Raw genomic sequence first — 25,836 nt, forward strand, 5'->3', positions numbered from 1 at the left:
AGCGGCGGCTATTCTGTCGGCCGTGACTGAGCCGATTGAACGCACCCTCGTGTTGGTCAAGCCCGACGGCGTCAAGCGGCGTCTTGTCGGCGAGATCCTGGCCCGGATCGAACGCAAAGGGTTGGCCATCGCGGCGCTGGAACTGGTGACCGTCAGCGACGAGCTGGCGCGCAAGCACTACGCGGAGCACGACGGCAAGCCGTTCTTTGACTCGCTGCTCGCGTTCATCACCTCCGGCCCCGTCGTGGCGGCGATCGTGGAGGGGCCGCGGGCCATCGCCGCCTTCCGCCAGATCGCCGGCGGAACCGATCCCGTGGAGAAGGCGACACCGGGCACCATCCGCGGTGACCTGGCCCTGATCACCCAGGACAACCTCGTTCACGGCTCCGATTCGCCGGAGTCCGCCGCCCGCGAGATCGGTCTTTGGTTCCCCAGCAAGTAGCCAGTTTCTGCACCCGTCTCGCCCAGCCTGGTCAGGCGGGGCGTGGTGATGTGGGATACTCGGTTCGGGTTGCCGGCCGCCAAACCGGGGTCGGAAGCCCGAATGAAGACTTAGACGTGCGCGACCATCGCCACGCGTGATGCGGCGCCGACCGTCCAGCCATCATTCAGACCGGCACCGGGATGGTCCCCTGTGGACCGCTCGGAGCGAGACCACAACAAGCTCGGGCGACAGTTGCCCGGGTCCATAGCGGAAGCCCTCGCGTGGCCGCGTCAGAAACGACGCGCCCGGGGGCTTAAGGAGACTACGTGGCCGAAGATGCCCCAACCGAAGACCTTTCTGAAGACACGCGAGAAGCGCAGGACTCTCAGCCGGAGACGTTGAGGGTCGATTCGCTTGCCAAGGTGCTCGGCACCACCAGCGAGCGGGTCCTCGAAGCGCTGACCGAACTCGACGGTCGACCGCGCACCGCCGAGTCCACCGTCGAGGAGGACGAGGCGCAGCGGGTTCGCGAAGCGCTCGCCGACGGTGCCGGTGCGCCGCAGGCGCCCGAACCCTCGGCGCAGGCGCCCGAACCGCCGGACGACTCTGCGGCCGAGGACGGTGACGAGCCGGAATCCCGGCTGATCCTGGAGACCCCCGCGGAGGACACCCCGCAGCGCGCCGAATACATGCCGCTGTTCGTGGCGCCGCAGCCCGTCAAGTTCGAGTACGACACCGACGACGACGACGATGATGACGACGATGACGAGGGGCCCGACAGCGAGGACGACCAGTCCGAGCGGCCTTCCGGCCGCCGTCGTCGCCGCGGCCGGCGCGGACGGGGACGCGGACGCGGTGAGCAGAACGGTGACGACGGCGACTCCGACGGGGACACCAACCAGAACGGCTCCTCGGGCGCGGACCAGGACGGCGACGACTCGGACGACTCCGACGACGAGAACGGCGACGACGAGAACACCGGCTCCGAGGGCGCGACCCGCCGTCGCCGTCGCCGCCGTCGCCGCAAGTCCGGCTCCGGAGACGACAGCGACGCCACGTCGCCCGACGACCCGCCCAACACCGTCGTCCACGAGCGCGAACCACGGAAATCCGCCCGCGGTGACAAGTCGTCCTCGAGCGGTGACGGCGAGATCCAGGGCATCAGTGGCTCCACCCGGCTGGAGGCCAAGCGGCAACGCAGGCGCGACGGCCGCGACGCAGGCAGGCGCCGGCCCCCGATCCTGAGCGAGGCCGAGTTTCTGGCCAGGCGCGAAGCCGTCGAGCGGATGATGGTCGTCCGCGATAAGGTCCGCACCGAACCACCCCACGAGGGCGCCCGCTACACGCAGATCGCCGTGCTGGAGGACGGCGTCGTCGTGGAGCATTTCGTGACGTCGGCGGCGTCGGCCTCCCTGGTCGGCAACATCTACCTCGGCATCGTGCAGAACGTGCTGCCCTCGATGGAGGCGGCCTTCGTCGACATCGGCCGCGGACGCAACGGCGTGCTCTACGCCGGCGAGGTGAACTGGGAAGCCGCCGGACTCGGCGGTGCGAACCGCAAGATCGAGCAGGCGCTCAAACCGGGCGACTACGTCGTCGTCCAGGTCAGCAAGGACCCCGTCGGGCACAAGGGCGCCCGTCTCACCACGCAGGTCTCGCTGGCGGGCCGCTACCTGGTCTACGTGCCGGGTGCCTCGTCGACCGGGATCAGCCGCAAGCTGCCCGACACCGAACGCCAGCGCCTCAAGGAGATCCTGCGCGAGGTCGTGCCGCCCGACGCGGGCGTGATCATCCGGACCGCGTCCGAGGGCGTCAAGGAATCCGACATCCGCACCGACGTCGAACGACTCGCCAAGCGCTGGACCGAGATCGAGGCCAAGGCCGCCGAGATCACCGAGAAGAAGGCCGGCGCGGCCGTCGCGCTCTACGAAGAGCCCGACGTGCTGGTCAAGGTGATCCGCGACCTGTTCAACGAGGACTTCACCGGGCTCACCGTCTCCGGCGAAGACGCCTGGAACACCATCACCGATTATGTTAATTCGGTTGCGCCTGAACTTCTTCCACGCTTGACGAAGTACGAGCCGGCTGGGTCTGTCGAAGCCGGGACGGCCCCTGATGTGTTCGCGGTGCACCGCATCGACGAGCAGCTGACCAAGGCGATGGACCGCAAGGTGTGGCTGCCGTCGGGCGGCACGCTCGTGATCGACCGCACCGAAGCCATGACCGTCATCGACGTTAACACCGGCAAGTTCACCGGCTCGGGCGGCAACCTCGAGCAGACCGTCACGCGCAACAACCTCGAGGCGGCCGAGGAGATCGTGCGCCAGCTGCGGCTGCGCGACATCGGCGGCATCGTGGTGATCGACTTCATCGACATGGTTCTCGAGTCCAACCGCGACCTGGTGCTGCGCCGGCTGACCGAGGCGTTGGCCCGCGACCGGACCCGTCACCAGGTGTCCGAGGTGACCTCGCTGGGCCTGGTGCAGTTGACGCGCAAGCGGCTCGGCACCGGTCTGGTGGAGGCCTTTTCGACGCCGTGCACGCACTGCGCCGGGCGGGGAATCGTGCTGCACGGCGACCCGGTGGACTCGACGTCGAGCAGCGGGCGCAAATCGGACGGCGGCGGCGGGCGGCGCGGTAAGCGCGGCAAGCGCGGCGGCAAGTCCGACCACGTCGCCGTGGCCAAGGTCCCGCCGCATCCCGCGGGCGAGCACCCGATGTTCAAGGCGATGGCGGCCGCCAACGGCCGGCACGAGGGCGACGACGAGGACGACACCGACGAGACCCGCGAACAGAAGCCCGAGGAGGTCGCCGAGACCGATGCGGAAGCTATTTCGGGAGCCATCCGCACCGCGGTGATCGAGTCCGGCGAGGACGACATCGAGGACCTCGAGGACGAAGACTTCGACGATTCCGACGACGAGGACGAGATCGACGAGGACGACTCCGACGAGGACGAGATCGACCTGGACTCCGACGACGACGAGGACGACATCGACGACGACATCGAGGTCATCGGCGCCGAGGACTCCGAGGATTCTGACGACGATTCTGAGGACGAGGACTCGGACGACGATTCCGACGACTCCGGATACGACGCCCGCGGGGTCACGCCGGCGGCGACCGCCGCAGGAGGGCGGCACCGGCGCCGCGCGGCCGCCCGGCCCGCGGGGCCACCGAGCCATGACGGCTGACCTGCTGGTCGGGCGTCCACGAGCCGTGACCTGCGGTGATTTGACCCTCATGCGGCGGCTCAAGTAGCCTTGAGCAGTTGTCGCCAGGCTTTGGACCAAGTGGAGTCGGCGACACTCCGAGATCCGGAAACCCAGACCAGCGCAGCGGCAAGTCGCGCGCGCCCAGTGAACGACGTAGGAGTAGCAAGGCGATGGCAGCCGAAAAGGTCACGTACGCAATCGTCAAGACCGGCGGCAAGCAGTACAAGGTCGCGGTCGGCGATGTGGTGAAGGTCGAGAAGCTCGATTCCGAGCCCGGCGCCAGCGTCTCGTTGCCCGTGGCCCTCGTCGTCGACGGTTCGAAGGTGACCTCCGACGCCAAGTCGCTGGAGAAGGTCGCCGTCACCGGCGAGATCCTGGAGCACACCAAGGGCCCCAAGATCCGCATCCACAAGTTCAAGAACAAGACCGGCTACCACAAGCGGCAGGGTCATCGTCAGCAGCTGACCGTCCTCAAGGTCACCGGGATCAAGTAGAGGAACCACAGACATGGCACACAAGAAGGGCGCTTCCAGCTCGCGCAACGGTCGCGATTCAGCCGCACAGCGGCTGGGCGTCAAGCGATTCGGCGGTCAGATCGTCAAGGCCGGCGAGATCCTGGTCCGCCAGCGCGGTACTCACTTCCATCCCGGTGTCAACGTCGGTCGTGGTGGCGACGACACCCTGTTCGCCACGGCTCCCGGCGCCGTCGAGTTCGGCACCAAGCGCGGCCGCAAGACCGTCAGCGTCGTGCGACCGGCGCCGCAGGAGGCCTGACTTCCTGCCGCGAATGTGATGCTGCTGCGACTTCCCGGCTGAAGCTGGCAGTAGTTCACATCGTCACGGAAAGGAAGGTCCGATGCCTCGCTTCGTCGACCGCGTCGTGATTCACGCGCGGGCCGGCAACGGCGGAAACGGCTGCGCGTCGGTCCATCGCGAGAAATTCAAGCCCCTCGGCGGCCCCGACGGCGGTAACGGCGGTCGCGGCGGCAGCGTGGTCCTTGTCGTCGACCCGCAGGTCCACACGCTGCTCGACTTCCACTTCCACCCGCACGTCGTCGCACCGTCCGGAAAACAGGGCGCGGGCGGCAACCGGGACGGCGCCGCGGGCGCCGATCTCGAGGTCAGGGTTCCCGACGGCACCGTAGTGCTCGACGAGGACGGCCGCCTGCTCGCCGACCTCGTCGGGGCCGGTACCCGCTTCGAAGCGGCCGCGGGCGGCCGCGGCGGCCTGGGCAACGCGGCGCTGGCGTCGCGCGCCCGCAAGGCGCCGGGTTTCGCGCTGCTCGGCGAGAGGGGTCAGGCCCGCGACCTGACACTGGAACTCAAGACCGTCGCCGACGTCGGCCTCGTGGGGTTCCCGTCCGCGGGCAAGTCCTCTCTGGTCTCGGTGATCTCGGCTGCCAAACCGAAGATCGCCGACTATCCGTTCACGACGCTGGCGCCCAACCTGGGCGTGGTGTCCGCAGGCGGGAACACCTTCACCGTCGCCGACGTGCCCGGCCTGATCCCCGGCGCATCGCAGGGGCGCGGGCTGGGGCTGGACTTCCTGCGCCACATCGAACGCTGCGCCGTGCTGGTCCACGTCGTCGACTGCGCGACGATGGAACCCGGGCGCGACCCCGTCTCCGACATCGACGCGCTGGAAGCCGAGCTCGCTGCGTACACCCCGACGCTGCAGGGTGACTCGACGCTGGGCGACCTCGCCGAGCGTCCGCGTGCGGTGGTGCTCAACAAGATCGACGTGCCCGACGCACGCGAACTCGCCGACTTCGTTCGCGACGAGGTGGTCCGCCGGTACGGCTGGCCGGTGTTCGAGGTGTCGACCGTGACCCGGGAAGGGTTGCGCCAGTTGACGTTCGCGCTGTGGGAGATGGTGTCGGCCTATCGTGAAGCGCAACCTCCGGTGGTGCCGCGACGGCCCGTCATCCGGCCCGTCCCGGTCGACGAGAGTGGCTTCACCGTCGAACCGGACGGACACGGCGGCTTCGTCGTGCACGGAATCCGGCCCGAACGTTGGGTCGCCCAAACCGATTTCGACAACGACGAGGCGGTCGGCTACCTCGGCGACCGGCTGGCGCGCTTGGGTGTCGAGGACGAGCTGTTGAAGCTGGGTGCGCGGCCCGGCTGCGCGGTCACCATCGGCGAGGTCACGTTCGATTGGGAGCCGCAGACGCCTGCCGGGGTCGACGTGCCGATGTCGGGCCGCGGCACCGACCAACGCTTGGAGCAGACGGAACGCGTGGGGGCCGCCGAACGCAAAGCCGCCCGGCGGGAACGGCGGCGCCCCGGCGGTGAGTCGTGACGGCTTCGCCGCGCGCCGCGGAGTCCCCGCACCGCGGCGCGATCCGCACCGCGCGCAGCGTCGTCGTCAAGATCGGCACCACCGCGCTGACCACACCGTCCGGGGTGTTCGACGCCAGCAGGCTCGCGGTGCTGGTCGAGGCCATCGAGGGGCGGATGCGGGCCGGTTCCGACGTTGTCATCGTTTCGTCGGGCGCGATCGCGGCGGGCATCGAACCGCTGCGGCTGAACAGACGCCCCGCCGACTTGGCCACCAAACAGGCCGCCGCCAGCGTCGGGCAGGTGGCGCTGGTCAACGCGTGGAGTGCGGCGTTTGCGAATTATGACCGCGCCGTCGGCCAGGTGCTGCTGACCGCGCACGACATCTCGATGCGGGTGCAGCACACCAATGCCCAGCGCACGCTCGACCGGTTGCGCGCGCTGCACGCGGTCGCGATCGTCAACGAGAACGACACCGTGGCGACCAACGAGATCCGGTTCGGCGACAACGACCGGCTCTCGGCGCTGGTCGCTCACCTGGTCGGCGCCGACGCGCTGATCCTGCTGTCCGACATCGACGGGCTCTACGACTCGGATCCTCGAAAAGCGCGCGAAACAGGCGGGGCGCGCTTCATCTCCGAGGTCGCGGGACCCGACGATCTCGACGGCGTGGTGGCCGGCAGGGGAAGCCATCTGGGCACCGGCGGGATGGCGTCGAAACTGTCGTCGGCGCTGTTGGCCGCCGACGCCGGGGTGCCGGTGCTGTTGGCCGCGGCCTCAGAGGCGCCGACGGCGTTGTCCGACGCTTCGGTCGGCACCGTATTCGCCCCGCGGCCCGAGCGGATGTCGGCGCGCCGGTTCTGGGTGCGCTACGCCGCCGAGGCCGCCGGCGCGTTGACGCTGGACGACGGCGCGGTGCGCGCGGTGGTCAAGCAGCGGCGCTCGCTGCTGCCCGCCGGTATCACCGCGGTGTCGGGACGCTTCTACGGCGGCGACGTCGTCGAGTTGCGGGCGCAGGACGGCACGATGGTCGCGCGTGGCGTGGTCGCCTACGACCGCGGTGAACTGGCGACGATGCTGGGCCGCTCGACGTCGGACCTGTCGCCGGAGCTGCGGCGGCCCGCGGTGCACGCCGACGACCTCGTGGCCGTCTGATCCTCAGGCCGAGGTCGCGACCGCGGGCAGCTCGTCGGCGAGCAGCGCCAGCATGGGTGAGCATCCGTTGTCGACCTTGACCGTCGCCAACGCGTCGCCGCGGGTCGGCCCCCGGTTGACGATCGCGACCGGCATACCCGCCGCGGCGGCGTGACGCACGAACCGATAGCCCGAGTACACCGTCAGCGACGACCCGGCGACCAGCAGGGCGTCGGCCGCGTTGACAACCGAATACGCCTCGGCCACACGCTCTTTCGGCACGCTCTCGCCGAAGTAGACGATGTCGGGTTTGAGCATGCCGCCGCAGCGGGGGCAGTCGACGACGCGGAAGGAGCCGGTCTCGCCGACGACGGCGTCGGCGTCCGGAGCGACCGCGATGCCGCCGACGGACTCCGCGACTCGCTGCGCGAAGCCCGGGTTGGCCTCCTCGAGCAGATCGGCGAGGGCGGCTCGGCTCATCGTTTGCGCACAGTCCAAGCAGATCACCTGCGCATACGTGCCGTGCAGGTTGACGACGTTGTCGCTGCCCGCCTTGGTGTGCAGCAGGTCGACGTTCTGGGTGATCAGCCCCGACACCACACCCGCCGCCTCGAGCGCGGCCAGGGCGCGGTGGCCGGCGTTGGGCAGCGTGGCGTCCATGTGGCGCCAGCCGAGGTGGTTGCGCGCCCAGTAGCGCTGCCGGAACACCGGGTCGGAGGTGAACTGCCGGATCGTCATCGGGTTGCTCGGCGGAGAGTCCGGCCCGCGGTAGTCGGGGATCCCGGAGTCGGTGGACATGCCCGCGCCGGTGAGCACGGCGAGGCGCCGGTCACGCAGCAGGGCGACGAGTTCGGGTGCCTCCACCAGATCGAGAGTAGGCGCTAGTTGGCCAGCGCCTGCGGCGAGAGCTCCTTGAGCATCGCGTTCGCCCACCGCATCTGTCGGAGGGCTTGTGGATGGCACCGCTGGGTCAGCTCCAGTAGCCGCTCGTCCTTGGCGGCCTGGGCGCCCTGGGCCAGCAGTTCCCAGTCCAGCGAGACGCCGGCCGCCAGCCGGTGCAGCCGCCTCAGATCCGCCAACAACAGCAGGGCGGGCTCGGGCCGTCGGCCCAGCCGGTCGCTGACCCATTGTTGGGCCACTTCGGTGACGGCCTTGGTCCGCGGATGTGCGCGCAACCGCACGCCGTAGCGGGGCCCGATCTGTGCGATCAGGTCGACGTGTTCGCGCGACCAGACGGTGAGGTCCATCGCGACGTGATAGATGCCGTGGTCGTTGTGGTGGCGCGCGGCGATCGCGTCGAGCGAGCGGGCCAGCCGCAGTTCGGAGCGGTGCAGTTCGCGCAACGCCAGGCCGAGTTTCATCGTGACTCCGCTCCGGTCGGGACGACGGCCAGCCGGGCCGCCGCGGTCTTGAAGATCGGTTGCTTGGACACGGGGTCCCAGTCGGTCATGGTGAGCTCGTTGGCGGCCCGGTCGTGCTCGCTGCCGTCGGCGTCCCAGTAGCCGTAGTGGAACGGCAGGAACAGCACCCCCGCGCGGATGCCGGTGATGCGTGCCTTGGCGCGGACGCGTCCGCGCGGTGTTTCGACCTCGACGAGGTCGCCGTCGCGGACACCGAGGCGGTGCGCGTCGGACTCGGCTGTCTCGACCCACACCTCGGGGGCCGCTGCGGCGAGTTCGGGGACGCGTCCGGTCTTCGTCCTGGTGTGGAACTGGTACACCGTGCGGCCGGTGATCAGCGCGAACGGGTAGTCGTCGCTCGGAATCTCATGCGCAGGCAGGTATTCGGCCGCCTTGATGATCGCCTTGCCGTCCGGGTTCATCGCCCGGTACTCGGTCGGCTCCAGCGGTGCGCCGGTGATCAGGTCCTTGCCGTACGCCTCGCAGTAGTCGGGCGCCGCCCAGAATCTCCCGTCGGCGTAGAGACGTTCGGTGCCGTCGGGATGCTCGGCGTTACAGGGCCATTGGATTCCGCTGCCGCCGCGCAACCTGTCGTAGCTCAGTCCGGTGTAGTCACACGGCCGCCCGGCGCTGCAGCGCTGCCACGCGGCGAACGCGGACTCCGGGTCCGTCCAGGACGGCAGCGGATCGCCGTCGCGGTCACGGAAATCCATGCGGCGCGCGTAGTCCAGGAAGATGTCGAGATCGGGTCGGGCCTGACCGGGCGGGTCGACGGCCTTCTCCGACAGGTGCACGGTGCGATCGGTGTTGGTGAACGTGCCGGTCTTCTCGCCCCACGCGGCGGCCGGCAGCACCACATCGGCGAGTTCGGTTGTCTCCGTGGGGAAGATGTCCTGCACGACGACGAACAGTCGCTGCTGGCTCAGAATGCTGCGGATGCGGCGCAGCTCGGGCAGTGAGACCGCCGGATTCGTCGCGCTGATCCACAGCAGACGCAGCGTGCCCTGCTCGGCGTAGCGGAACATCTGCATCGCGTGTGTGGGCGGCGCGTAGTGCGGGATCTGCGTCATATCGAGGTTCCACAGCTGCGCCAACTCCTGGATGTGGCTGTCGTTGGACCAGTTCCGGAAGCCGGCCAGATCGCCGTCAGCGCCGCATTCGCGGGTGTTCTCGGCGGTCGGCTGACCGTTCATCTGCAGCACCCCACATCCCGGCTCGCCGAGCATGCCGCGCAGGATGTGCACGTTGTTGACCTGAACCGCGGCGGCCGAGGCCTGATGGGACTGGTAAAAGCCTTGCAGCACCGTGGACAACAGTCGTTGCGCGGTGCCCAGCAAGCGCGCCGCGGCGCGGATTTCGTCGGCGGAGACGCCGCAGATCTCGGCGGCGCGCTCGGGCGGGAATTCGGCGACGCGCTTGCGGAGCTCGTCGAAACCCACGGCGTGCGCGCGGATGTAGTCGTGATCGATCCAGTCGTTGGCCACGATCTCGTGCAGGAGACCGTTCATCAATGCGACGTTGGTGCCGGGCAGCGGTGCCAGATGCACCGTCGCGTGCTCGCCCACCGGGGTTTTCCGCGGATCGACGCACACGATGGCCGGCGGGTTGGGTCCGGCCAGCCGGTCGAGCATCCGCATCCACAACACGGTCTGGGTCTCGGCGACGTTGTGGCCGTACAGCGCGATGACGTCGGCGTGATCCACGTCGGCGTAGGAACCGGGTTGCCCGTCGCAGCCGAACGACTCCTTGAGCGCCTCGGCGGCCGTCGCGGTGCACAAGCGGGTGTTGCCGTCGACGTGGTTGGTGCCGATCGCGCCGTGGGCGATCACCCCGAGCGTGTAGTACTCCTCGAGGAACAGCTGCCCCGAGGTGTAGAAACCGAACGCCGAAGGGCCGTACCGGTCGAGCAGCCGCTTGCTGTGTCGCACCAGCTGATCCATGGCGGTGTCCCAATCACATTCGGTCAGTTGGCCGTTGACGCGGACCATCGGTGTGCTGAGACGATCGGGCGAGGCGTTGGCCTGCCACCCGTAGAAGTCCTTGGGGTCGAGTCGACCGTGGTTCACACGGTCACCCTCGCGGCCCCGCACGCCGACGATCCGGTCGTCCTTGACCGCGATGTCCAAGCCGTCGCCGTTGGAGTGCAGGATGGCTGCCGACTGCACCCATCGGTCAACAGATTCCGGTGTCACGCCGTCGGCCAGATGCATGTCCGGTCGCGCAGGCCAGTGACCGTCGCGTGGATACGGAGTCCGCGCGCCCCACGGTTCGGCTATCCGATTGGCGGGCACCCGGACGGCCTACCCGGTCGAGGCCGGGTGAAACCTCACTGCAAGCACTGCGCCGCGGGCGTGATCTCGGCGCTCATATTGCTTTTCATCATGGTCAGCGCGGCGTCGCTGAGTTCGGGGTCGATATGGGCGACGGCGTCCGGCGGGACCACGACGGGGAAGTGGCGAACATATGCGTCGAGCGCCGTGTAGAGGATGCACTGCTCGGTGACCTGTCCGGTCAGGATGATCCGCTGAGGCTTCAACTGCCCCAGCAGATACGCGAGTGCCGTGGCGTAGAAGGCGCTGTGGCGCACCTTCGTCATCAGCCGGCAGCCCTTCTGCGGAACGATCGGCTCAACCAGGTCCGGCCGCTCACCCTTCAGGGCCGATTGCACGATGTCGCTGAACTCCGCGGTGAAATCGCCGTAGTTGTCGTTGACGTAGATCAGGTCCACGTCGTCGCGTTCCCGTGCCTCGGCGACGAGCTTGGAGAGCGGATCGATGATCTCGGCGACGTTCGGCGCCAGCTTCTCGGCGTCGGGATGTTGGTAGGTGTTCATCATGTCGATGACCAGCACGGCGGTGTCACTCATGGGGTCTTGCATACCCTGTTCCGTTTTCGGGCAACAATGAGGCATGGATTTCTACTCGGCGTATCGGCACGGGTTCGTCCGCGTCGCCGCCTGCACGCATCACACGACGCTCGCGGATCCGCAGGCCAACGCCGAGTCGGTGCTGCGGTTGGCTCGCGCCTGCCACGACGACAGCGTCGCGCTCGCGGTGTTTCCGGAGCTGACGCTGTCGGGATATTCGATCGAGGACATCGTGATGCAGGACGCGCTGCTCGACGCGGTCGAGGATGCGGTGCTAGACATCGTCGTGGCGTCCGCCGACCTGATGCCGGTCCTGGTGATCGGTGCGCCGCTGCGCTATCGCCACCGGATCTACAACACCGCTGTCGTAATTCACCGCGGGCGGGTGCTCGGCGTGGCGCCGAAGTCGTATCTGCCGACCTATCGCGAGTTCTACGAGCGACGCCAGATGGCGCCCGGCGACGACATCCGCGGCGCCATCCGGATGGGTGACGCCGACGTGCCGTTCGGTCCGGATCTGTTGTTCACCGCGACCGACATGCCCGGTTTCGTGCTCCACGTCGAGATCTGCGAGGACATGTTCGTGCCCGTCCCGCCGAGCGCGCCGGCGGCGTTGGCCGGGGCCACGGTGTTGGCGAACCTGTCCGGAAGCCCGATCACCATCGGACGTTCCGAGGACCGCTGCCTACTGGCGCGCTCCGCGTCGGCGCGGTGCCTGGCCGCCTACGTTTACGCTGCGGCGGGGGAGGGTGAGTCGACGACCGACCTCGCCTGGGACGGTCAGACGATGATCTGGGAGAACGGTGAATGCCTCGCGCAATCCGAGCGCTTTCCCAAAGGCGAGCGCCGATCCGTTGCCGATGTCGACCTGGAATTGCTGCGCTCCGAACGCATCCGGATGGGCACGTTCGACGACAACCGCAGGCATCACAGTGCGTCGACCGACACGTACCGCAGGGTCGAGTTCCAGCTCGATCCACCGTCCGGTGATGTCGGCCTACTGCGCCACATCGAGCGTTTCCCGTTCGTCCCGTCGGATCCCGAACGGCTGGAACAGGATTGCTACGAGGCCTACAGCATCCAGGTGGCCGGGCTCGAACAGCGGTTGCGCGCGTTGGACTTTCCCAAGATCATCCTCGGCCTGTCGGGGGGCCTCGACTCGACGCACGCCTTGATCGTCGCCGCGCGGGCCATGGACCGCGAAGAGCGCCCGCGCAGTGACATTCTCGCGTACACCATGCCCGGCTTTGCCACGGGCGAGCGCACGAAGGGCAACGCCCAACGGTTGGCCGAGGCGCTCGGTGTGACATTCGCCGAACTCGACATCAGCTCGACGGCGGAGTTGATGCTCAAGAACATGGACCATCCGTTCGGCCGCGGGGAGAAGGTCTACGACGTCACATTCGAGAACGTGCAGGCCGGATTGCGCACCGATTACCTGTTCCGGCTGGCAAACCAGCGCGGAGGAATCGTGTTGGGCACCGGCGACCTCTCCGAGCTCGCGCTCGGCTGGTCGACCTACGGTGTGGGCGATCAGATGTCGCACTACAACGTCAACGGCGGGGTTCCGAAGACGTTGATTCAGCACCTGATTCGCTGGGTGATCTCGTCGAAGCAGTTCGACGACAAGGTCAACGAGGTGCTGCAGTCGGTGCTCGACACCGAGATCTCGCCGGAGCTGGTTCCCGCCGGCGAGGACGAGGAAATACAGAGCAGCGAGTCCAAGGTCGGACCTTATGTGCTGCAGGACTTCTCGCTGTTTCAGGTGCTGCGTTTCGGGTTCCGGCCGTCGAAGGTGGCGTTCTTGGCGTGGCACGCCTGGAGCGATCCGCAGCGCGGCGACTGGCCGACCGGATACCCCGAGGACAAGCGTCCGTCTTACTCGCTGAAGGAGATTCGGCACTGGCTGCAGGTGTTCGCGCAGCGGTACTACTCGTTCGCTCAGTTCAAGCGGTCGGCCGTGCCGAACGGACCCAAGGTCTCCCACGGCGGATCGCTCTCGCCGCGCGGTGACTGGCGGGCCCCGTCGGACATGTCCGCCCGCACCTGGCTCGACGAGATCGAGCGCGAGATTCCCGAGGATTAGCGGCGCTGCTGGTCGGTGGTGTGGAGGGTCCGCGACAAACAGCGGGGTTCGATTCCCGCGCTCCACCCTTGGACAGTCCGCTTCGACCATTGGTTGGGGGACTGTTGTTCCTTGGTGGCCGTTAGGCGGCCTGGTCTCCTGGAGGTGACGGCCCGCCGGGCTCAGTTGTTCCGCCGGGTGATGGCGCTTCGCCCGGTTCGGCTTCGGCGACCGGGTTTTCGTCGGCCGACACCGAGGCGTCCTTCGACGCGTCCTCAACCAAGGCTTCGTCGTCGGGTCGGAGGAGGCGTTCGGGGCGGTGGTGGTAGTTGGTTCGGGCTTGGCCGGTGTCGAGGTCGGGTGGTGGGAGCCATTCGACTTCGCCGCGGGCGTTCATGCGGGTGGTCCAGCCGCGGTCGGTGGTGACGCTGCGGTTGTGGGGTCCGCAGGCCAGGCCGAGTTCGTCGGTGTTGGTGTTGCCGCCGTCGGTCCAGTCGGCCACTACGTGGTGTACCTGGGCGCCGTAGGCGCCGATTGTGCAGCAGGGTTTGGTGCAGCCGCCGTCGCGGGCGATGAGCATGATCCGTTGGGCGGCAGAGGCGATGCGCTTGGTGCGGAACAGATCCAGCGCCGATCCGGTGGCTTTGTCGAACACGGCCAGGTAGTGGTTGGCGTGGGCGGCCATCCGGATGACCTCGGTGATCGGCATGATGGTGCCGCCGCCGGTGGTGCCGACTCCGGCGCGTGACTGCAGGTCTTGCAGGGTGGTGCGGATGATGATCGATACCGGCAGGCCGTTGAGCCGGCCGAGCTGTCCGCTCATCAGCGCGATGCGCCCGACGGCGAGCAGCGCGTCGTGCTGGCGTTGGGCCAGGGTGCGGTGGTCGTTGTCGATTTGGGCTTGGGTCGGGGTACCCGAGGTGCACGGTTCGGCATCGTCGGGGTTACACATCCCGGGTGCGGCGTATTTGGCGAAGATGGCTTCCCACACCGCCCACGCTTCGGGGGTGAGCGTGGCGCGCAGTTGCACCATGCCGTCGGGGCCTTGTTTGGATTTTGTGATTCCGCGTTTGCGGGCGCGGTCGATGTCGGTGGGTTCGGGTCCGTCTTGGTCGAGCAGAAACAGTGTGAGGTCGGCGGTGTCGGTGAGTTCTTTGGGTCCGACTTTGACCGCGGCGCGGACCAGGTCGAGTTCGAACTGCTCGCGGGTGGCCGCGTCCACCCAGCTGGGCAACTTGTTCACCGATTTGCGGATGACCTCGACATGTTCGGCGTTGATCAACCCCTGGGATTGGGCAGCTGCGGTGGCGGGCAGGGCCGGTGGCAGCGAGGGCCCGGTCACCGCTTGGCGTGGGGCCAGCAGCTCGGCCTCGGTCAACCGCCGGTTGGCCTCGCTCGTCGAGATCCGGTAGCGCACCCGCAGCACTTCTTTCCATGAGTGAGCACCCAACTCATTGGGCGTCGTCTCGGTCAGAAGACGCGCCAGCATTCGTTGACGCACCGACGGCAGCTGACAGGACAGAGTTTCCACGTCGTCGAGAGCGCCGAGGAGATCGTGTCGGGTCAACAGGTCCAAGCCGCAGGCGGCGACCTCCTCATAAGCGGCGCTCAGTCCGGCTAGCGCCTCCTGCAACCGACTCGCCGACATATATCGAACATACATTCGAGGTCTGACACAAGTCGAGGTCCCCAACGGTGTGGTGGCCGCACCGGTTCCTGGCTGCGGCGCCGAGCGGCTGGAGCACACGCCCAGCCGCGCCGGTCAAGGTTCGTTGCGCAACCGCTCGGACAGTGCGCCGGCGGCCGCGCCGGCCAGCGCTCCGATGGTGACCCACCACCACTGGCCCGTCGCCGCCGCCACGGCCGACCCGATGATCAGGCCGATGATGAGCGGCATCCAGCGCCAGCCCGCTTCCTGCTTGCTGTTCGTCTGATTGCGTGCCATGGCCCCACGGTAACGGCGGGAGGGCCGTCGATCATGCGCCCCGCGTCAGCGCCGGCCCACGCCGGGCACGAACCGACCGACGGTCGCGAGGTAGTCGCGATAGGTTTCCCCGTGAACGGTGAGCAAATACGGTTCTTCGACGACGCGGACCTGAGTTTCGATCGTCGCGACCAGCAGCACGAAGCCGATCACCGCGACGAGATTCGGTGTGATCAAAGCGATTCCGAGGCCGAAGACCATCATCGCGGTGAAGATCGGATTGCGCACCAAGCCGAACACGCCGCGGCGCACCAGCGTGGTGGTCTCACTGGCGTCGACGCCGATCCGCCAGGACTCGCCCATATCGACCTGCGCGTACAGCGTTGCGGCGATGCCGATCACCGCGATCGCGATGCCTGCGACGTTGAGCCACGGGTGGTCGAGCGGCGCCAGCGGTGAGACGACGCCCGCCAGTTGCAGGATCGGCGCGAACACCGCCGCGCCCATCGACACGATGAACCCCACACCCGCGAACCATTCGAGCGACAGCGGGCGGCCGCTGATTCCGCGAAAGCCTGTCGATCCGGTGCGACGCTTCTGTTGCCAACTGCGCCAACCGAATCCGAGCGCAGCGAACACAATGAACAGGACGATGGCGACGACCGGCATGTTCATTCCTTTCCTTCGGCTTTCACGCGCAGCACGGGTCACCGCGCCAGGCGTCGACCCCCTCGCGCACCGCGATCACCGCGATCCCGAGCGCGGCGACCGGATCCGCCCATGACCAGCCGAGCAGGCTGTTGAGAGCCAGGCCCGCCAGCAGGATCGCCGACAAATACGTGCACAGCAGCGTCTGTTTGGAGTCGGCCACGGCGGACGTCGACCCGAACTCGCGGCCGGCACGCCGCTGCGCCAACGACAGCGCGGGCATGATCGCCAGGCTCAGAGCAGCGAGCACGATGCCGACCAGCGAGGGCGCGGCCTCGCCTCGGCCGGTGAGCGCCAGCGCGGCGTCGGTGGCGACGTACGCCGCGAGGGCGAAGAACGACAACGCAATGAACCGCAGTGCGGCCTTCTCCCTGCTCTCCGGATCACGCGCGGCGAACTGCCACGCGACTGCCGCGGCGGAGGCGATCTCGACGACCGAATCCAGACCGAAGCCGATCAGCGCCGACGACGACACCCGCCTGCCCTCGCACAGCGCAACGAGCGCCTCGATGACGTTGTAGGTGATCGTCGCCGCCACGAGCCAGCGAATCCGACGCGCCAGGACCGCGCGTCGGGCCGCGGTCGGGGCCACCATCAGCAGCAGGCCTCGTCGGCGGCGGCGGGGCAGCAGGCCGGGTCGACCTCGAGCACCAGGCCGACCAGGTCGTCGAGCGCGTGTGCGATCCGCTCATCGGCGAGTTCGTACCGGCTGCGGCGACCCTCCGGCTGTGCGGTGACCAGGCCACAGCCCCGCAGACACGCCAGGTGGTTGGACAGGATCTGGCGCGAGACTCCAATCTTGTCGGCCAGCTCCGAGGGATAGCCGGGACCGTCGCGCAGGATCAGCAGGATCTCGGCGCGTGTCGGGTCCGACAGGGCGCAACCGAACCGCGCCAGAGCATCGCTGTGGGTGACCGTCTGCATGGCGCAGACAGTACATCACACGCTGTATTCAGCTAAGCCTGAACCATCTATTGCAATTTCGGTGCACTACCAATCGCTGAGCGACCGGTAGTGCACCGAAATCGCCCTAGAGGCGGCCGTCCATACGCAGATCCGGGTGCACCCAATTCGGCGAGCGGCGCTCCTTGAACGCCATGAAGCCCTCGATCGACTCGGGCGCCCCAAGGCTGGCCTGCATGCCGATCCGGTCGTAGAGGCCGATGTAGTTGTCGAGGCTGGACTTGACCACGGTTCGGGCCGCCGGCGCGGTCCGGCAGCATTGCGCCAGCACCTCGCGGGCCGCGTCGGCCAGCTCGTCGTGCGGCACGACCCGCGCGACCATGCCCCAGTCGTGCGCCTCGGCGGCTGTCAGCGTCCGCCCGGTGAACATCAGGTCGCGGGTGCGGACCGGCCCGATCAGCCTCGCCAGCATGTGGCTGTAGTAGGTGTCGGCGATCCCGCGGTACAGCTCTGGCACCCGGAACGTGGCCCGGTCACTGACGACGGCGATGTCGGCACACAGCGCGATCTGCAGCCCCCCGCCCTGGCACAGCCCGTTCACCGCGGCCACCACCGGCTTCGCCGACTGGCGCAGCGTGTCGAACGGCAACGCGTCCATACCCAGCGCCGACCCGAACGTCATCCAGTTGTCGGCGCCGCCGCCACCCATGTCGCCGCCGGGCGCGAAGACTTCGCCGGTGCCGGTGATCAACAGGCCCGCGAGATCCGGATCGCTCTCGACGTGCTTGACCGCGTACATGATGCCGAAGTACATCGCGGGCGTCATCGCGTTGCGCGCCTCCGGCCGGTCGAGCCGGCATACGCCGAACGCCCCCTCGCGGGTGAACTTCAGGAACGGAGTGCCGAGCCAGTCGCCGTCGGGCGGCCGCGGGGTGTCGGTGGTGCTCGGCTGAGTGCTCGTCATATCTGCCTTTCTGTCACTCTCTTGGACACTGCATCGTCGATGGCCTCGGCGTACGGCGCGCAGTCACCGGCCCCCTGTACGAGTGTCGACAGCGCCGCCGCAGCGCAGGCTCGTCGCAGGGCGAGTTCGTGACCGTCGAGCCAGTGCGCGGCGAGCACGCCGGCGAACACATCGCCCGCACCGGTGGTGTCGACCGCCCGCACCGCGGGGGCGGGGACGCTGAACCGTTCGCCGTCGCCCAGATAGCTCGCCCCGCGCGCACCGCGCGTGATCACCAGGTGCGGAACGGGCCAGTGCCACTCGCTGGCCTCGGTCTCGTTGACCACGACCACGTCGGCCGACTGGGACAGGGCCAGCAGATCGTGCGGCGGCGCCCCGGTCGGCGAGGCGTTGACGATGACGACGGCGTCGGCGGCGCGGCCCACCTGCGCGGCGGCGATGGCGGTCGCGATCGGGATCTCCAGCTGCAGCAACACCACGTCGCTGTCGGCGATGACGGCGCGGATGTCGGCGGAGTCGACGGTCAAGACGCCGTTCGCGCCGGGCGCGACCACGATCGTGTTCTCGGCCGACGCGTCGACGGTGATGACGGCCGACCCGCTCGGGCCGGGAACGGTGACGACACCGTCGAGGCCGACGTCGTTGGCGCTGAGGTGGTTCCGCAACATGTCGGCCGACCCGTCGGTGCCCAGCGCGGCGACCAGCTGCACGCATGCGCCCGCCCTCGCCGCTGCGACCGCCTGGTTGCCGCCCTTGCCACCCGGCGATGCCGACAGATCGGACGCCAGCACGGTCTGGCCCGGGCGGGGCAGGGACCGGACGGTGAACGTCAAATCGGCATTAACACTGCCGACCACGCATACCCGGCTGCAGTCCCGCGGCGCCATGGATCACAACGCTAATGCAAGGGCCCCTACCTGACACGTGTCGAACGTCCGACCCTCGTTCGATACCCTGGATAAATGAGTGTCGAGGCTCCCGTCGGCGCTGTCGCCGCCGACCTGCGTCAGCAGGTGCACGATGCTGCCCGCCGCGCCCGCACGGCGGCCCGCGCGCTGGCCGTCCTGAGCTCGGAAACCAAGAACCGGGCGTTGAACACCGCCGCCGATCACGTGCTGATGTCGACGAGCCAGATCCTCGAGGCCAACGAACAGGATCTCGCCGCCGCTCGCGCCGGGGGCACTCCCGAGGCCATGCTCGACCGGCTGGCGTTGAACCCGAAGCGGATCGACGGCATCGCCGACGGGTTGCGCCAGGTGTCACGGCTGCCCGATCCACTCGGCGAGGTGTTGCAGGGCCGGACGCTGCCCAACGGTCTGCAACTGCGCCAGCAGCGGGTGCCGCTCGGTGTGGTCGGGATCGTCTACGAGGGCCGGCCGAACGTGACGGTCGACGCGTTCGGGTTGACCCTGAAATCCGGAAACGCCGTGCTGCTGCGCGGCAGCTCCTCGGCGGCCAACTCCAACGCCGCTTTGGTGAACGCGCTGCGCGCGGCGCTGGCCACCGAACTGCTCGAGGTGGACGCCGTCCAGCTGCTGCCCAGCGCCGACCGCGCCAGCGTCACCCACCTGATCCAGGCCCGCGGGCTGGTCGACGTCGTCATCCCCCGCGGTGGCGCGGGGCTGATCGACGCCGTCGTCCGTGACGCGACGGTGCCGACGATCGAGACGGGCGTCGGCAATTGCCATGTCTACGTTCACGAGTCGGCCGATCTCGACGTCGCCGAGAAGATACTGCTCAACGCGAAGACGCGCCGCCCCAGCGTCTGCAACGCCGCCGAATCGGTGTTGATCGACGCGGCCATCGCCGACCGTGCGGTGCCGCGGCTGACCAAGGCGCTCGAGAATGCCGGCGTGACGGTGCACAACAATCCGTCCGATGACGAGCTGCGCGCCGAGTTCCTGTCGCTCGACATCGCGCTGGCGGTGGTCGACGGCGTCGACGCGGCGATCGCCCACGTCAACGAGTACGGCACCGGACACACCGAGGCCATCGTCACCACCGATCTGGCTGCCGCGCAACGGTTCACCGAACGGGTCGATGCCGCCGCGGTGATGGTGAACGCATCGACGGCGTTCACCGACGGTGAGCAGTTCGGGTTCGGCGCCGAGATCGGCATCTCCACCCAGAAGCTGCACGCCCGCGGACCCATGGGTCTGCCCGAACTGACGTCAACCAAGTGGATTGTGTGGGGAGACGGCCACACCCGCCCGGCCTGATATAGGAGCAATTCCGTGAGTGTCCCCGCGCGCCCAGCGCCGCTGTTCGCCGACATCGAGGATGTCGGCAGGCGGCTCGCCGAGACCGGCTACCTGCCCGACACCGCCACCGCTACAGCGGTTTTCCTCGCCGACCGGCTGGGCAAGCCGCTACTGGTGGAAGGCCCCGCCGGGGTCGGCAAGACCGAACTGGCCCGCGCTGTCGCGCAGTCGACGGGCTCGGGTCTGGTCCGGTTGCAGTGCTATGAGGGCGTCGATGAGGCCCGCGCCCTCTACGAGTGGAACCACGCCAAGCAGATCCTGCGCATCCAGGCCGGCCATGGCGACTGGGACAGTACCCGCGACGACGTCTTCTCCGAGGAGTTCCTGCTCTCGCGGCCGCTGCTGACCGCGATCCGGCGCACCGAACCGACCGTGCTGCTGATCGACGAGACCGACAAGGCCGACATCGAGATCGAAGGCCTGCTGCTGGAGGTGCTCTCGGACTTCGCGGTGACGGTGCCGGAGCTGGGCACGATCGTCGCCGAGCGGTCGCCGTTCGTCGTGCTCACCTCCAACGCCACCCGTGAACTGTCCGAGGCGCTCAAGCGCCGGTGTCTGTTCCTGCACATCGACTTCCCCGATCCCGATCTGGAGCGGCGCATCCTGCTGTCGCGGGTGCCCGAGCTGCCCGAGCGGGTCGCCGACGAGTTGGTCAAGATCATCGGAGTGCTGCGCGGGATGCAGCTCAAGAAGCTGCCGTCGGTCGCCGAGACCATCGACTGGGGCCGCACGATCCTGGCCCTGGGGCTCGACACCATCGATGACGCGACCATCGCGGCGACGCTCGGTGTCGTGCTCAAACACCAGTCGGACCAGATCAAGGCGTCCGGCGAGCTGAGGCTCAACTGACATGGCCGTCCGCCGGACCCGACCGCCGCAGCCGCTGGCACCGCACGGCCTGCCGGGCCATCTGGTGGGGTTCGTCGAAGCACTACGCGCGCAGGGCATCTCGGTAGGTCCATCGGAGACCGTCGACGCCGGACGGGTGCTCTCGGTGCTGGGATTGGCCGACCGCGACGCGCTGCGCGAGGGCATCGCCTGTGCGGTGCTGCGTCGCCCCGACCATCGCGACACCTACGACGCGATGTTCGACCTGTGGTTCCCGGCCGCGCTGGGCGCGAAAACGGTTCTGGTCGAGGACGACGACGAAAGCGACGCCGACGAGCCGGGCCTGCCGCCCGAGGACGTCGAGGCGATGCGCGCCGCGCTGCTGGACATGCTGGCCCAGAACGAGGATCTGGCCAATCTCGACGAGCGGATGGCGACGATGATCGCCCAGATCGTCGAGGCGTACGGTCGCTACAACTCCAGTCGCGGACCGTCGTATTCGTCGTATCAGGCGCTCAAAGCGATGAACCTCGACGACCTCGAGGGTCGACTGCTGGCCGGTCTGCTGGCGCCCTACGGTGACGAGCCGACGCCGACCCAGGAACAGATCGCCAAAGCCCTTGCCGCGCAACGTATCAACCAGCTGCGCAAGATGGTGGAGTCCGAGACCAAACGCCGCACCGCCGAGCAGCTCGGCCGCGACCACGTGCAGATGTACGGCGTGCCGCAGCTTGCCGAGAACGTCGAGTTCCTGCGCGCGTCGGGTGAGCAACTGCGCCAGATGCGACGGGTGGTGGCGCCGTTGGCCCGCACGCTGGCGACCCGGCTGGCCGCACGGCGACGGCGGTCGCGGGCCGGCGAGATCGACCTGCGCAAGACGCTGCGCAAGTCCATGTCGACCGGCGGCGTGCCGATCGACGTGGTGCTCAAGAAACCGCATCCTGCACGCCCCGAGCTTGTGGTGCTGTGCGACGTGTCCGGGTCGGTCGCGGGCTTCAGCCACTTCACGTTGCTCCTTGTCCACGCGCTGCGCCAGCAGTTCTCGCGGGTGCGGGTGTTCGCCTTCATCGACACAACCGACGAGGTGACCGAGCTGTTCGGCCCCGACGCCGATCTGGCGGTCGCGGTGCAGCGGATCACCCGTGAGGCCGGGGTGTACACCCGCGACGGGCACTCCGACTACGGCCACGCATTCGTGTCGTTCATGGACCGCTGGCCCAACGCGCTCTCGCCGCGCAGCGCGCTGCTGATCCTGGGCGACGGCCGTAACAACTACCGCAATCCCGAGATCGAGCTGCTCACGCACATGGTGAGCTCGAGCAGGCACGCACACTGGCTGAACCCCGAACCGCGCCACCTGTGGGGCAGCGGGGACTCGGCGGTGCCGCGCTATCAGGACGTCATCACCATGCACGAATGCCGGTCGGCCAAGCAGTTGGCGTCCGTGATCGACCAGTTGCTCCCGGTCTAGCTGGGCGGGCGCTCCCGTAAGCTGGCTATTCGTGGCTCCGCGACGCAGGCTCGGCGTGATGGGTGGGACGTTCGATCCCATCCACAACGGCCACCTGGTGGCCGCCAGCGAGGTGGCCGACCTGTTCGGGCTCGACGAGGTCGTGTTCGTGCCGACCGGACAGCCGTGGCAGAAGGATCGCGACGTCACCGCCGCCGAGGACCGGTACTTGATGACGGTGATCGCGACCGCCTCCAACCCGCGGTTCAGCGTCAGCCGGGTCGACATCGACCGGGGCGGGCCGACGTACACCAAGGACACGCTGCGCGATCTGCACGCGCTCAACCCCGACGCCGACCTGTTCTTCATCACCGGGGCCGACGCCTTGGCGTCGATCCTGACGTGGCAGAACTGGGAGGACATGTTCGCGATCGCGAAATTCGTCGGGGTGAGCCGGCCGGGGTACGAGTTGGACGGCAAGCACATCGCCGCGGCGATCAAAGAGCTGCCCGACGATGCGCTCAAACTGGTCGAGGTGCCCGCGCTGGCGATCTCGTCGACCGACTGCCGCAAGCGCGCCGAGCAGGACCGACCGATCTGGTACCTGGTCCCCGACGGCGTCGTGCAGTACGTGGCCAAGCGCAAACTCTATGCAAGACAACCGATAACAACTCAAGGGAAGCATCAATGAGCGCCTCCGACGAAGCCGTTCACATGGCAGGAGTGGCCGCGCGGGCGGCCGCGTCCAAAGTGGCCGACGACGTCGTCGTGATCGACGTGTCGAGCCAACTCGTCATCACCGACTGCTTCGTGATCGCCTCGGCCTCCAACGAACGTCAGGTCAACGCGATCGTCGACGAGGTCGAGGAGAAGATGCGCCTGGCCGGCTACAAACCCGCCCGCCGTGAGGGCGCCCGCGAGGGCCGCTGGACGTTGCTCGACTTCGTCGACATCGTGGTGCACATCCAACATCAGGACGAGCGCAATTTCTATGCATTGGACCGGTTGTGGAAGGACTGCCCGACCATTCCCGTCGACCTCGACCAGTCGGCCGCGCAACCGGCGGTAGACGAGGACGGCGCGCCGTGAGACGGGTCCGTCGCCTGGTCATGCTGCGGCACGGGCAGACCGAGTACAACGCCGGCAGCCGGATGCAGGGACAGCTGGACACCGACCTGACCGATTTGGGTCGCCACCAGGCCGTCGCCGCCGCGGAGGTGCTGGCCAAGCGCCAACCCCTGGTGATCGTGTCGTCGGATCTGCGCCGCGCCCTCGACACCGCCGTCACGCTGGGTGAGCGCGCCGGCATGCCGGTGATCGCCGACGTCCGCCTTCGCGAGACCCACCTCGGCCAGTGGCAGGGCATGACGCACGTAGAGGTCGACGCCGCGGCCCCCGGGGCACGACTGGCGTGGCGCGACGATTCCCGGTGGGCACCGCCCGGCGGCGAGAGTCGCGTCGACGTCGCCGCCCGCAGCAGGCCGCTGGTCGACGAGCTCGTCGGCGCACACGCCGAGTGGGGTGTGGATCAGGCCGGCGACGGACCGGACCGGCCCGTCGTTCTCGTCGCCCACGGCGGGCTGATCGCGGCGCTGACCGCCTCGCTGCTCGATCTACCCGTGGACAACTGGCCGATCCTCGGCGGAATGGGCAACGCCAGCTGGGTCCAGCTGTCCGGCCACAGCGCCGTCGACGCCGCACCCGCCGACATCCGGTGGCGGCTCGACGTGTGGAATGCCTCGGCACAGGTCGCCAATGATGTCCTCTGACCGTCAGACCCTGCTGGTCTTCTGTGACTCGCTGTCCTACTACGGGCCGACCGGCGGCCTGCCGTCCGACGACCCGCGCATCTGGCCCAACATCGTTGCCGCACAACTGGGTTGGGATGTCGAGCTGATTGGCCGGATCGGCTGGACGTGTCGCGACGTGTGGTGGGCGGCCATCCAGGATCCGCGGGCCTGGGCGGCGTTGCCGCGCGCCGGCGCGGTCGTCTTCGCCACGGGCGGGATGGATTCGCTTCCCTCGCCGCTGCCGACCGCACTGCGCGAGCTGATCCGCTATGTGCGCCCACCGTTGCTGCGACGCTGGGTGCGCGACGGGTACGGCTGGATACAGCCGCGGTTGTCGCCAGTCGCGCGGGCGGCGCTGCCGCCGCATCTGTCGGCCGAGTATCTCGAGATGACCCGTGGCGCGATCGATTTCAACCGTCCGGGAATCCCCGTCGTCGCCTGCCTGCCCTCGGTGCACATCGCCGACACCTACGGCCGGGCACACCACGGCCGCGACGGCACGGTCAAGGCGATCACAGAATGGGCCGAGCAGCACGACGTTCCGCTGGTCGACCTGAAGGCCGCGGTCGGCGAGTACATCATGAGCGGACAGGGCAACCCCGACGGAATCCACTGGAACTTCGAGGCCCACCAGGCGGTCGCGGACTCGATGCTCAAGGCGCTCGCCGAAGCCGGCGTGCCATGTCGGTAGTGGTGGTCACCGACTCGTCGTCGCGGTTGGCGCCCGACGAGTTGAAGCAGTGGGACATCCGGCAGGTGCCGTTGCACGTGCTGGTCGACGTCATCGATCTGCGCGACGGCATCGACGACGTGCCCTACGACATCCACGAGGTGCCGCGCGCGAGCACGGCGGGCGCCGCGCCCGCAGACCTGGCCGAGACGTACCGGCAGGCGTTGCGCGACAGCGGCGGCGACGGCGTGGTCGCGGTGCATCTGTCGTCGGCGTTGTCGAGCAGTTACAGTTCGGCGGTCCAGGCGGCCCGCGAGTTCGGACCCTCGGTGCGCGTGGTCAATTCGCGGTCGGCGGCGATGGGGGTGGGGTTCACCGCGGTGGCGGCGGCCAGGGCCGCGGCGTCCGGTTACGACCTGGATTCGGTTGAGGCCGTTGCGCGTTCGGCCGCACAGCGCACCCACGCGTTTATCGTGGTGAACCGGCTCGACAACCTGCGCCGCAGCGGGCGCATCGGCACCGCGGCGTCCTGGCTGGGTACCGCCTTGTCGCTCAAACCGCTGCTGCGCCTCGATGTCGACGGCCGCCTCGTGCTCGACCAGCGAATCCGGACGATCACCAAGGCACACGCGGCGATGGTCGACCGCATCGCTGACCTCGTCGGTGAACGGCAGGCGTCGATCGCGGTGCACCATGTCGACAACCACGACGGCGCCGACGAGGTGGGCGCCGCGTTGACCGACCGTTTGCCTCAGCTCGAGGCGCTCACCGTCACCGACATGGGGCCGGTGCTGTCGATTCACGTCGGGGCCGGTGCGATCGGCGTCGTCGTTCAACTGGCCGCGTAGCCCGTCCTCCGACGAGCGCACGCTTGTCCGCGTGTGCTCTCGCGTTTCGTGGACGCAACCGTGCGCTCGGCCGGGTCTTGTCGCGAATTTTGGTAAGTGGTAACTT

At 68.4% G+C, this 25,836-nt stretch carries 26 protein-coding genes; 15 read left to right on the forward strand and 11 right to left on the reverse strand.

Annotated features, from left to right (window positions below; genetic code table 11):
* Positions 1-34 precede the first annotated feature (34 nt).
* From ndk to proB, 6 genes are all read left to right on the forward strand, one after another.
* Positions 35-442, forward strand: a complete 408-nt coding sequence (ndk, locus tag A5650_RS13465) for a nucleoside-diphosphate kinase (protein WP_067292020.1) — start codon at positions 35-37, stop codon at positions 440-442.
* Between the two features lie 308 nt (positions 443-750).
* Positions 751-3,618, forward strand: a complete 2,868-nt coding sequence (gene rne / locus A5650_RS13470) for a ribonuclease E (RefSeq protein ID WP_067291846.1) — start codon at positions 751-753, stop codon at positions 3,616-3,618.
* 191 nt (positions 3,619-3,809) lie between these two features.
* Positions 3,810-4,133 (forward strand): 50S ribosomal protein L21, encoded by a 324-nt coding sequence (gene rplU, locus A5650_RS13475; protein WP_066841644.1) that lies wholly within the window; start codon positions 3,810-3,812, stop codon positions 4,131-4,133.
* Between the two features lie 13 nt (positions 4,134-4,146).
* Positions 4,147-4,413 carry a 50S ribosomal protein L27 gene (gene rpmA, locus A5650_RS13480; RefSeq protein ID WP_067085011.1) on the forward strand — a complete coding sequence of 89 codons (267 nt, stop codon included), beginning with the start codon at positions 4,147-4,149 and terminating at the stop codon, positions 4,411-4,413.
* 82 nt (positions 4,414-4,495) lie between these two features.
* Positions 4,496-5,941, forward strand: a complete 1,446-nt coding sequence (obgE, locus tag A5650_RS13485) for a GTPase ObgE (protein ID WP_067291849.1) — start codon at positions 4,496-4,498, stop codon at positions 5,939-5,941.
* The gene (gene proB / locus A5650_RS13490) at positions 5,938-7,074 is read left to right on the forward strand and encodes a glutamate 5-kinase (RefSeq protein ID WP_067291852.1); all 1,137 of its coding nucleotides are present in this window, start codon (positions 5,938-5,940) and stop codon (positions 7,072-7,074) included. Before obgE ends, proB begins: the two co-directional genes overlap by 4 nt.
* Positions 7,075-7,077: 3 nt before the next feature.
* Here proB and A5650_RS13495 read toward each other — a convergent pair whose 3' ends face one another.
* Genes A5650_RS13495 through A5650_RS13510 form a run of 4 tightly spaced genes read right to left on the reverse strand, consistent with a single transcriptional unit; the run spans position 7,078 to position 11,319 of the window.
* A complete protein-coding gene (locus A5650_RS13495; protein ID WP_067291855.1) occupies positions 7,078-7,917 on the reverse strand; it encodes an NAD-dependent protein deacetylase in 840 nt (279 codons plus the stop codon).
* 17 nt (positions 7,918-7,934) lie between these two features.
* Positions 7,935-8,414, reverse strand: a complete 480-nt coding sequence (locus A5650_RS13500) for a hypothetical protein (protein WP_067085004.1) — start codon at positions 8,412-8,414, stop codon at positions 7,935-7,937.
* Positions 8,411-10,744, reverse strand: coding sequence for a molybdopterin oxidoreductase family protein (locus tag A5650_RS13505; protein ID WP_067291858.1), 2,334 nt, complete (start codon positions 10,742-10,744; stop codon positions 8,411-8,413). Before A5650_RS13505 ends, A5650_RS13500 begins: the two co-directional genes overlap by 4 nt.
* A gap of 35 nt (positions 10,745-10,779) precedes the next feature.
* Positions 10,780-11,319, reverse strand: coding sequence for a cysteine hydrolase family protein (locus A5650_RS13510; RefSeq protein WP_067291861.1), 540 nt, complete (start codon positions 11,317-11,319; stop codon positions 10,780-10,782).
* A 43-nt stretch (positions 11,320-11,362) separates the two neighbouring features.
* On the opposite strand from A5650_RS13510, the gene A5650_RS13515 reads away from it, so the two are divergent.
* On the forward strand, positions 11,363-13,405 hold the full coding sequence (locus A5650_RS13515; protein WP_067291864.1) for an NAD(+) synthase: 2,043 nt from the start codon (positions 11,363-11,365) through the stop codon (positions 13,403-13,405).
* 121 nt (positions 13,406-13,526) lie between these two features.
* On the opposite strand, the gene A5650_RS13520 is transcribed toward A5650_RS13515, so the two are convergent.
* From A5650_RS13520 to A5650_RS13550, 7 genes are all read right to left on the reverse strand, one after another.
* Positions 13,527-15,047, reverse strand: a complete 1,521-nt coding sequence (locus tag A5650_RS13520; protein WP_067291868.1) for an HNH endonuclease signature motif containing protein — start codon at positions 15,045-15,047, stop codon at positions 13,527-13,529.
* A 99-nt stretch (positions 15,048-15,146) separates the two neighbouring features.
* The gene (locus tag A5650_RS13525) at positions 15,147-15,329 is read right to left on the reverse strand and encodes a hypothetical protein (protein ID WP_067291871.1); all 183 of its coding nucleotides are present in this window, start codon (positions 15,327-15,329) and stop codon (positions 15,147-15,149) included.
* A 45-nt stretch (positions 15,330-15,374) separates the two neighbouring features.
* Positions 15,375-15,977 carry a methyltransferase family protein gene (locus tag A5650_RS13530; protein WP_067292022.1) on the reverse strand — a complete coding sequence of 201 codons (603 nt, stop codon included), beginning with the start codon at positions 15,975-15,977 and terminating at the stop codon, positions 15,375-15,377.
* A gap of 22 nt (positions 15,978-15,999) precedes the next feature.
* Positions 16,000-16,611, reverse strand: a complete 612-nt coding sequence (locus A5650_RS13535; protein WP_067291875.1) for a cation efflux transmembrane domain-containing protein — start codon at positions 16,609-16,611, stop codon at positions 16,000-16,002.
* Positions 16,611-16,940, reverse strand: coding sequence for an ArsR/SmtB family transcription factor (locus A5650_RS13540; protein WP_067291878.1), 330 nt, complete (start codon positions 16,938-16,940; stop codon positions 16,611-16,613). The genes A5650_RS13535 and A5650_RS13540 overlap by 1 nt, the downstream gene beginning before the upstream one ends.
* 106 nt (positions 16,941-17,046) lie before the next feature.
* Positions 17,047-17,883 carry an enoyl-CoA hydratase/isomerase family protein gene (locus A5650_RS13545; protein WP_067291881.1) on the reverse strand — a complete coding sequence of 279 codons (837 nt, stop codon included), beginning with the start codon at positions 17,881-17,883 and terminating at the stop codon, positions 17,047-17,049.
* The gene (locus A5650_RS13550) at positions 17,880-18,770 is read right to left on the reverse strand and encodes a ribokinase (protein WP_067291884.1); all 891 of its coding nucleotides are present in this window, start codon (positions 18,768-18,770) and stop codon (positions 17,880-17,882) included. The genes A5650_RS13545 and A5650_RS13550 overlap by 4 nt, the downstream gene beginning before the upstream one ends.
* 75 nt (positions 18,771-18,845) lie before the next feature.
* Here A5650_RS13550 and A5650_RS13555 point away from each other — a divergent pair, with 75 nt between their 5' ends.
* The 8 genes from A5650_RS13555 to A5650_RS13590 are packed head-to-tail and all read left to right on the forward strand — an operon-like array spanning position 18,846 to position 25,730.
* The gene (locus A5650_RS13555) at positions 18,846-20,102 is read left to right on the forward strand and encodes a glutamate-5-semialdehyde dehydrogenase (RefSeq protein WP_067291888.1); all 1,257 of its coding nucleotides are present in this window, start codon (positions 18,846-18,848) and stop codon (positions 20,100-20,102) included.
* 15 nt (positions 20,103-20,117) lie between these two features.
* Entirely contained in the window at positions 20,118-20,993 is an 876-nt protein-coding gene (locus A5650_RS13560) for an AAA family ATPase (RefSeq protein ID WP_067291891.1), read from the forward strand.
* Between the two features lies 1 nt (position 20,994).
* Positions 20,995-22,443 carry a vWA domain-containing protein gene (locus tag A5650_RS13565; RefSeq protein WP_067291894.1) on the forward strand — a complete coding sequence of 483 codons (1,449 nt, stop codon included), beginning with the start codon at positions 20,995-20,997 and terminating at the stop codon, positions 22,441-22,443.
* A gap of 31 nt (positions 22,444-22,474) precedes the next feature.
* Positions 22,475-23,113 (forward strand): nicotinate-nucleotide adenylyltransferase, encoded by a 639-nt coding sequence (gene nadD / locus A5650_RS13570; RefSeq protein WP_082950752.1) that lies wholly within the window; start codon positions 22,475-22,477, stop codon positions 23,111-23,113.
* Positions 23,110-23,511 (forward strand): ribosome silencing factor, encoded by a 402-nt coding sequence (gene rsfS / locus A5650_RS13575; RefSeq protein ID WP_067291900.1) that lies wholly within the window; start codon positions 23,110-23,112, stop codon positions 23,509-23,511. The genes nadD and rsfS overlap by 4 nt, the downstream gene beginning before the upstream one ends.
* A 20-nt stretch (positions 23,512-23,531) precedes the next feature.
* Positions 23,532-24,191, forward strand: a complete 660-nt coding sequence (gene gpgP / locus A5650_RS13580) for a glucosyl-3-phosphoglycerate phosphatase (protein ID WP_067291903.1) — start codon at positions 23,532-23,534, stop codon at positions 24,189-24,191.
* Entirely contained in the window at positions 24,178-24,903 is a 726-nt protein-coding gene (gene octT / locus A5650_RS13585) for a diglucosylglycerate octanoyltransferase (protein ID WP_067291907.1), read from the forward strand. The genes gpgP and octT overlap by 14 nt, the downstream gene beginning before the upstream one ends.
* Complete coding sequence (locus tag A5650_RS13590) at positions 24,894-25,730, forward strand: DegV family protein (protein ID WP_067291909.1); 837 nt, start codon at positions 24,894-24,896, stop codon at positions 25,728-25,730. Before octT ends, A5650_RS13590 begins: the two co-directional genes overlap by 10 nt.
* Positions 25,731-25,836: the final 106 nt, after the last annotated feature.

Origin of the sequence: Mycobacterium sp. 1164985.4 (genome assembly GCF_001668575.1) — a bacterium.
Taxonomy (GTDB): domain Bacteria; phylum Actinomycetota; class Actinomycetes; order Mycobacteriales; family Mycobacteriaceae; genus Mycobacterium.

Bases quoted from the DNA above. Each gene is read 5' to 3' on its own strand.
- A5650_RS13590 (WP_067291909.1), top strand. From the start codon at position 24,894: ATGTCGGTAGTGGTGGTCACCGACTCGTCGTCGCGGTTGGCGCCCGAC.
- A5650_RS13565 (WP_067291894.1), top strand. From the start codon at position 20,995: ATGGCCGTCCGCCGGACCCGACCGCCGCAGCCGCTGGCACCGCACGGC.
- A5650_RS13545 (WP_067291881.1), bottom strand. From the start codon at position 17,883: ATGACGAGCACTCAGCCGAGCACCACCGACACCCCGCGGCCGCCCGAC.
- gpgP (WP_067291903.1), top strand. From the start codon at position 23,532: ATGCTGCGGCACGGGCAGACCGAGTACAACGCCGGCAGCCGGATGCAG.
- A5650_RS13535 (WP_067291875.1), bottom strand. From the start codon at position 16,611: ATGGTGGCCCCGACCGCGGCCCGACGCGCGGTCCTGGCGCGTCGGATT.
- A5650_RS13540 (WP_067291878.1), bottom strand. From the start codon at position 16,940: ATGCAGACGGTCACCCACAGCGATGCTCTGGCGCGGTTCGGTTGCGCC.
- rplU (WP_066841644.1), top strand. From the start codon at position 3,810: ATGGCAGCCGAAAAGGTCACGTACGCAATCGTCAAGACCGGCGGCAAG.
- A5650_RS13520 (WP_067291868.1), bottom strand. From the start codon at position 15,047: ATGTATGTTCGATATATGTCGGCGAGTCGGTTGCAGGAGGCGCTAGCC.
- A5650_RS13550 (WP_067291884.1), bottom strand. From the start codon at position 18,770: ATGGCGCCGCGGGACTGCAGCCGGGTATGCGTGGTCGGCAGTGTTAAT.
- A5650_RS13555 (WP_067291888.1), top strand. From the start codon at position 18,846: ATGAGTGTCGAGGCTCCCGTCGGCGCTGTCGCCGCCGACCTGCGTCAG.
- obgE (WP_067291849.1), top strand. From the start codon at position 4,496: ATGCCTCGCTTCGTCGACCGCGTCGTGATTCACGCGCGGGCCGGCAAC.
- A5650_RS13525 (WP_067291871.1), bottom strand. From the start codon at position 15,329: ATGGCACGCAATCAGACGAACAGCAAGCAGGAAGCGGGCTGGCGCTGG.
- A5650_RS13515 (WP_067291864.1), top strand. From the start codon at position 11,363: ATGGATTTCTACTCGGCGTATCGGCACGGGTTCGTCCGCGTCGCCGCC.
- rsfS (WP_067291900.1), top strand. From the start codon at position 23,110: ATGAGCGCCTCCGACGAAGCCGTTCACATGGCAGGAGTGGCCGCGCGG.
- A5650_RS13530 (WP_067292022.1), bottom strand. From the start codon at position 15,977: ATGCCGGTCGTCGCCATCGTCCTGTTCATTGTGTTCGCTGCGCTCGGA.
- A5650_RS13510 (WP_067291861.1), bottom strand. From the start codon at position 11,319: ATGAGTGACACCGCCGTGCTGGTCATCGACATGATGAACACCTACCAA.
- rpmA (WP_067085011.1), top strand. From the start codon at position 4,147: ATGGCACACAAGAAGGGCGCTTCCAGCTCGCGCAACGGTCGCGATTCA.
- A5650_RS13500 (WP_067085004.1), bottom strand. From the start codon at position 8,414: ATGAAACTCGGCCTGGCGTTGCGCGAACTGCACCGCTCCGAACTGCGG.
- octT (WP_067291907.1), top strand. From the start codon at position 24,178: ATGATGTCCTCTGACCGTCAGACCCTGCTGGTCTTCTGTGACTCGCTG.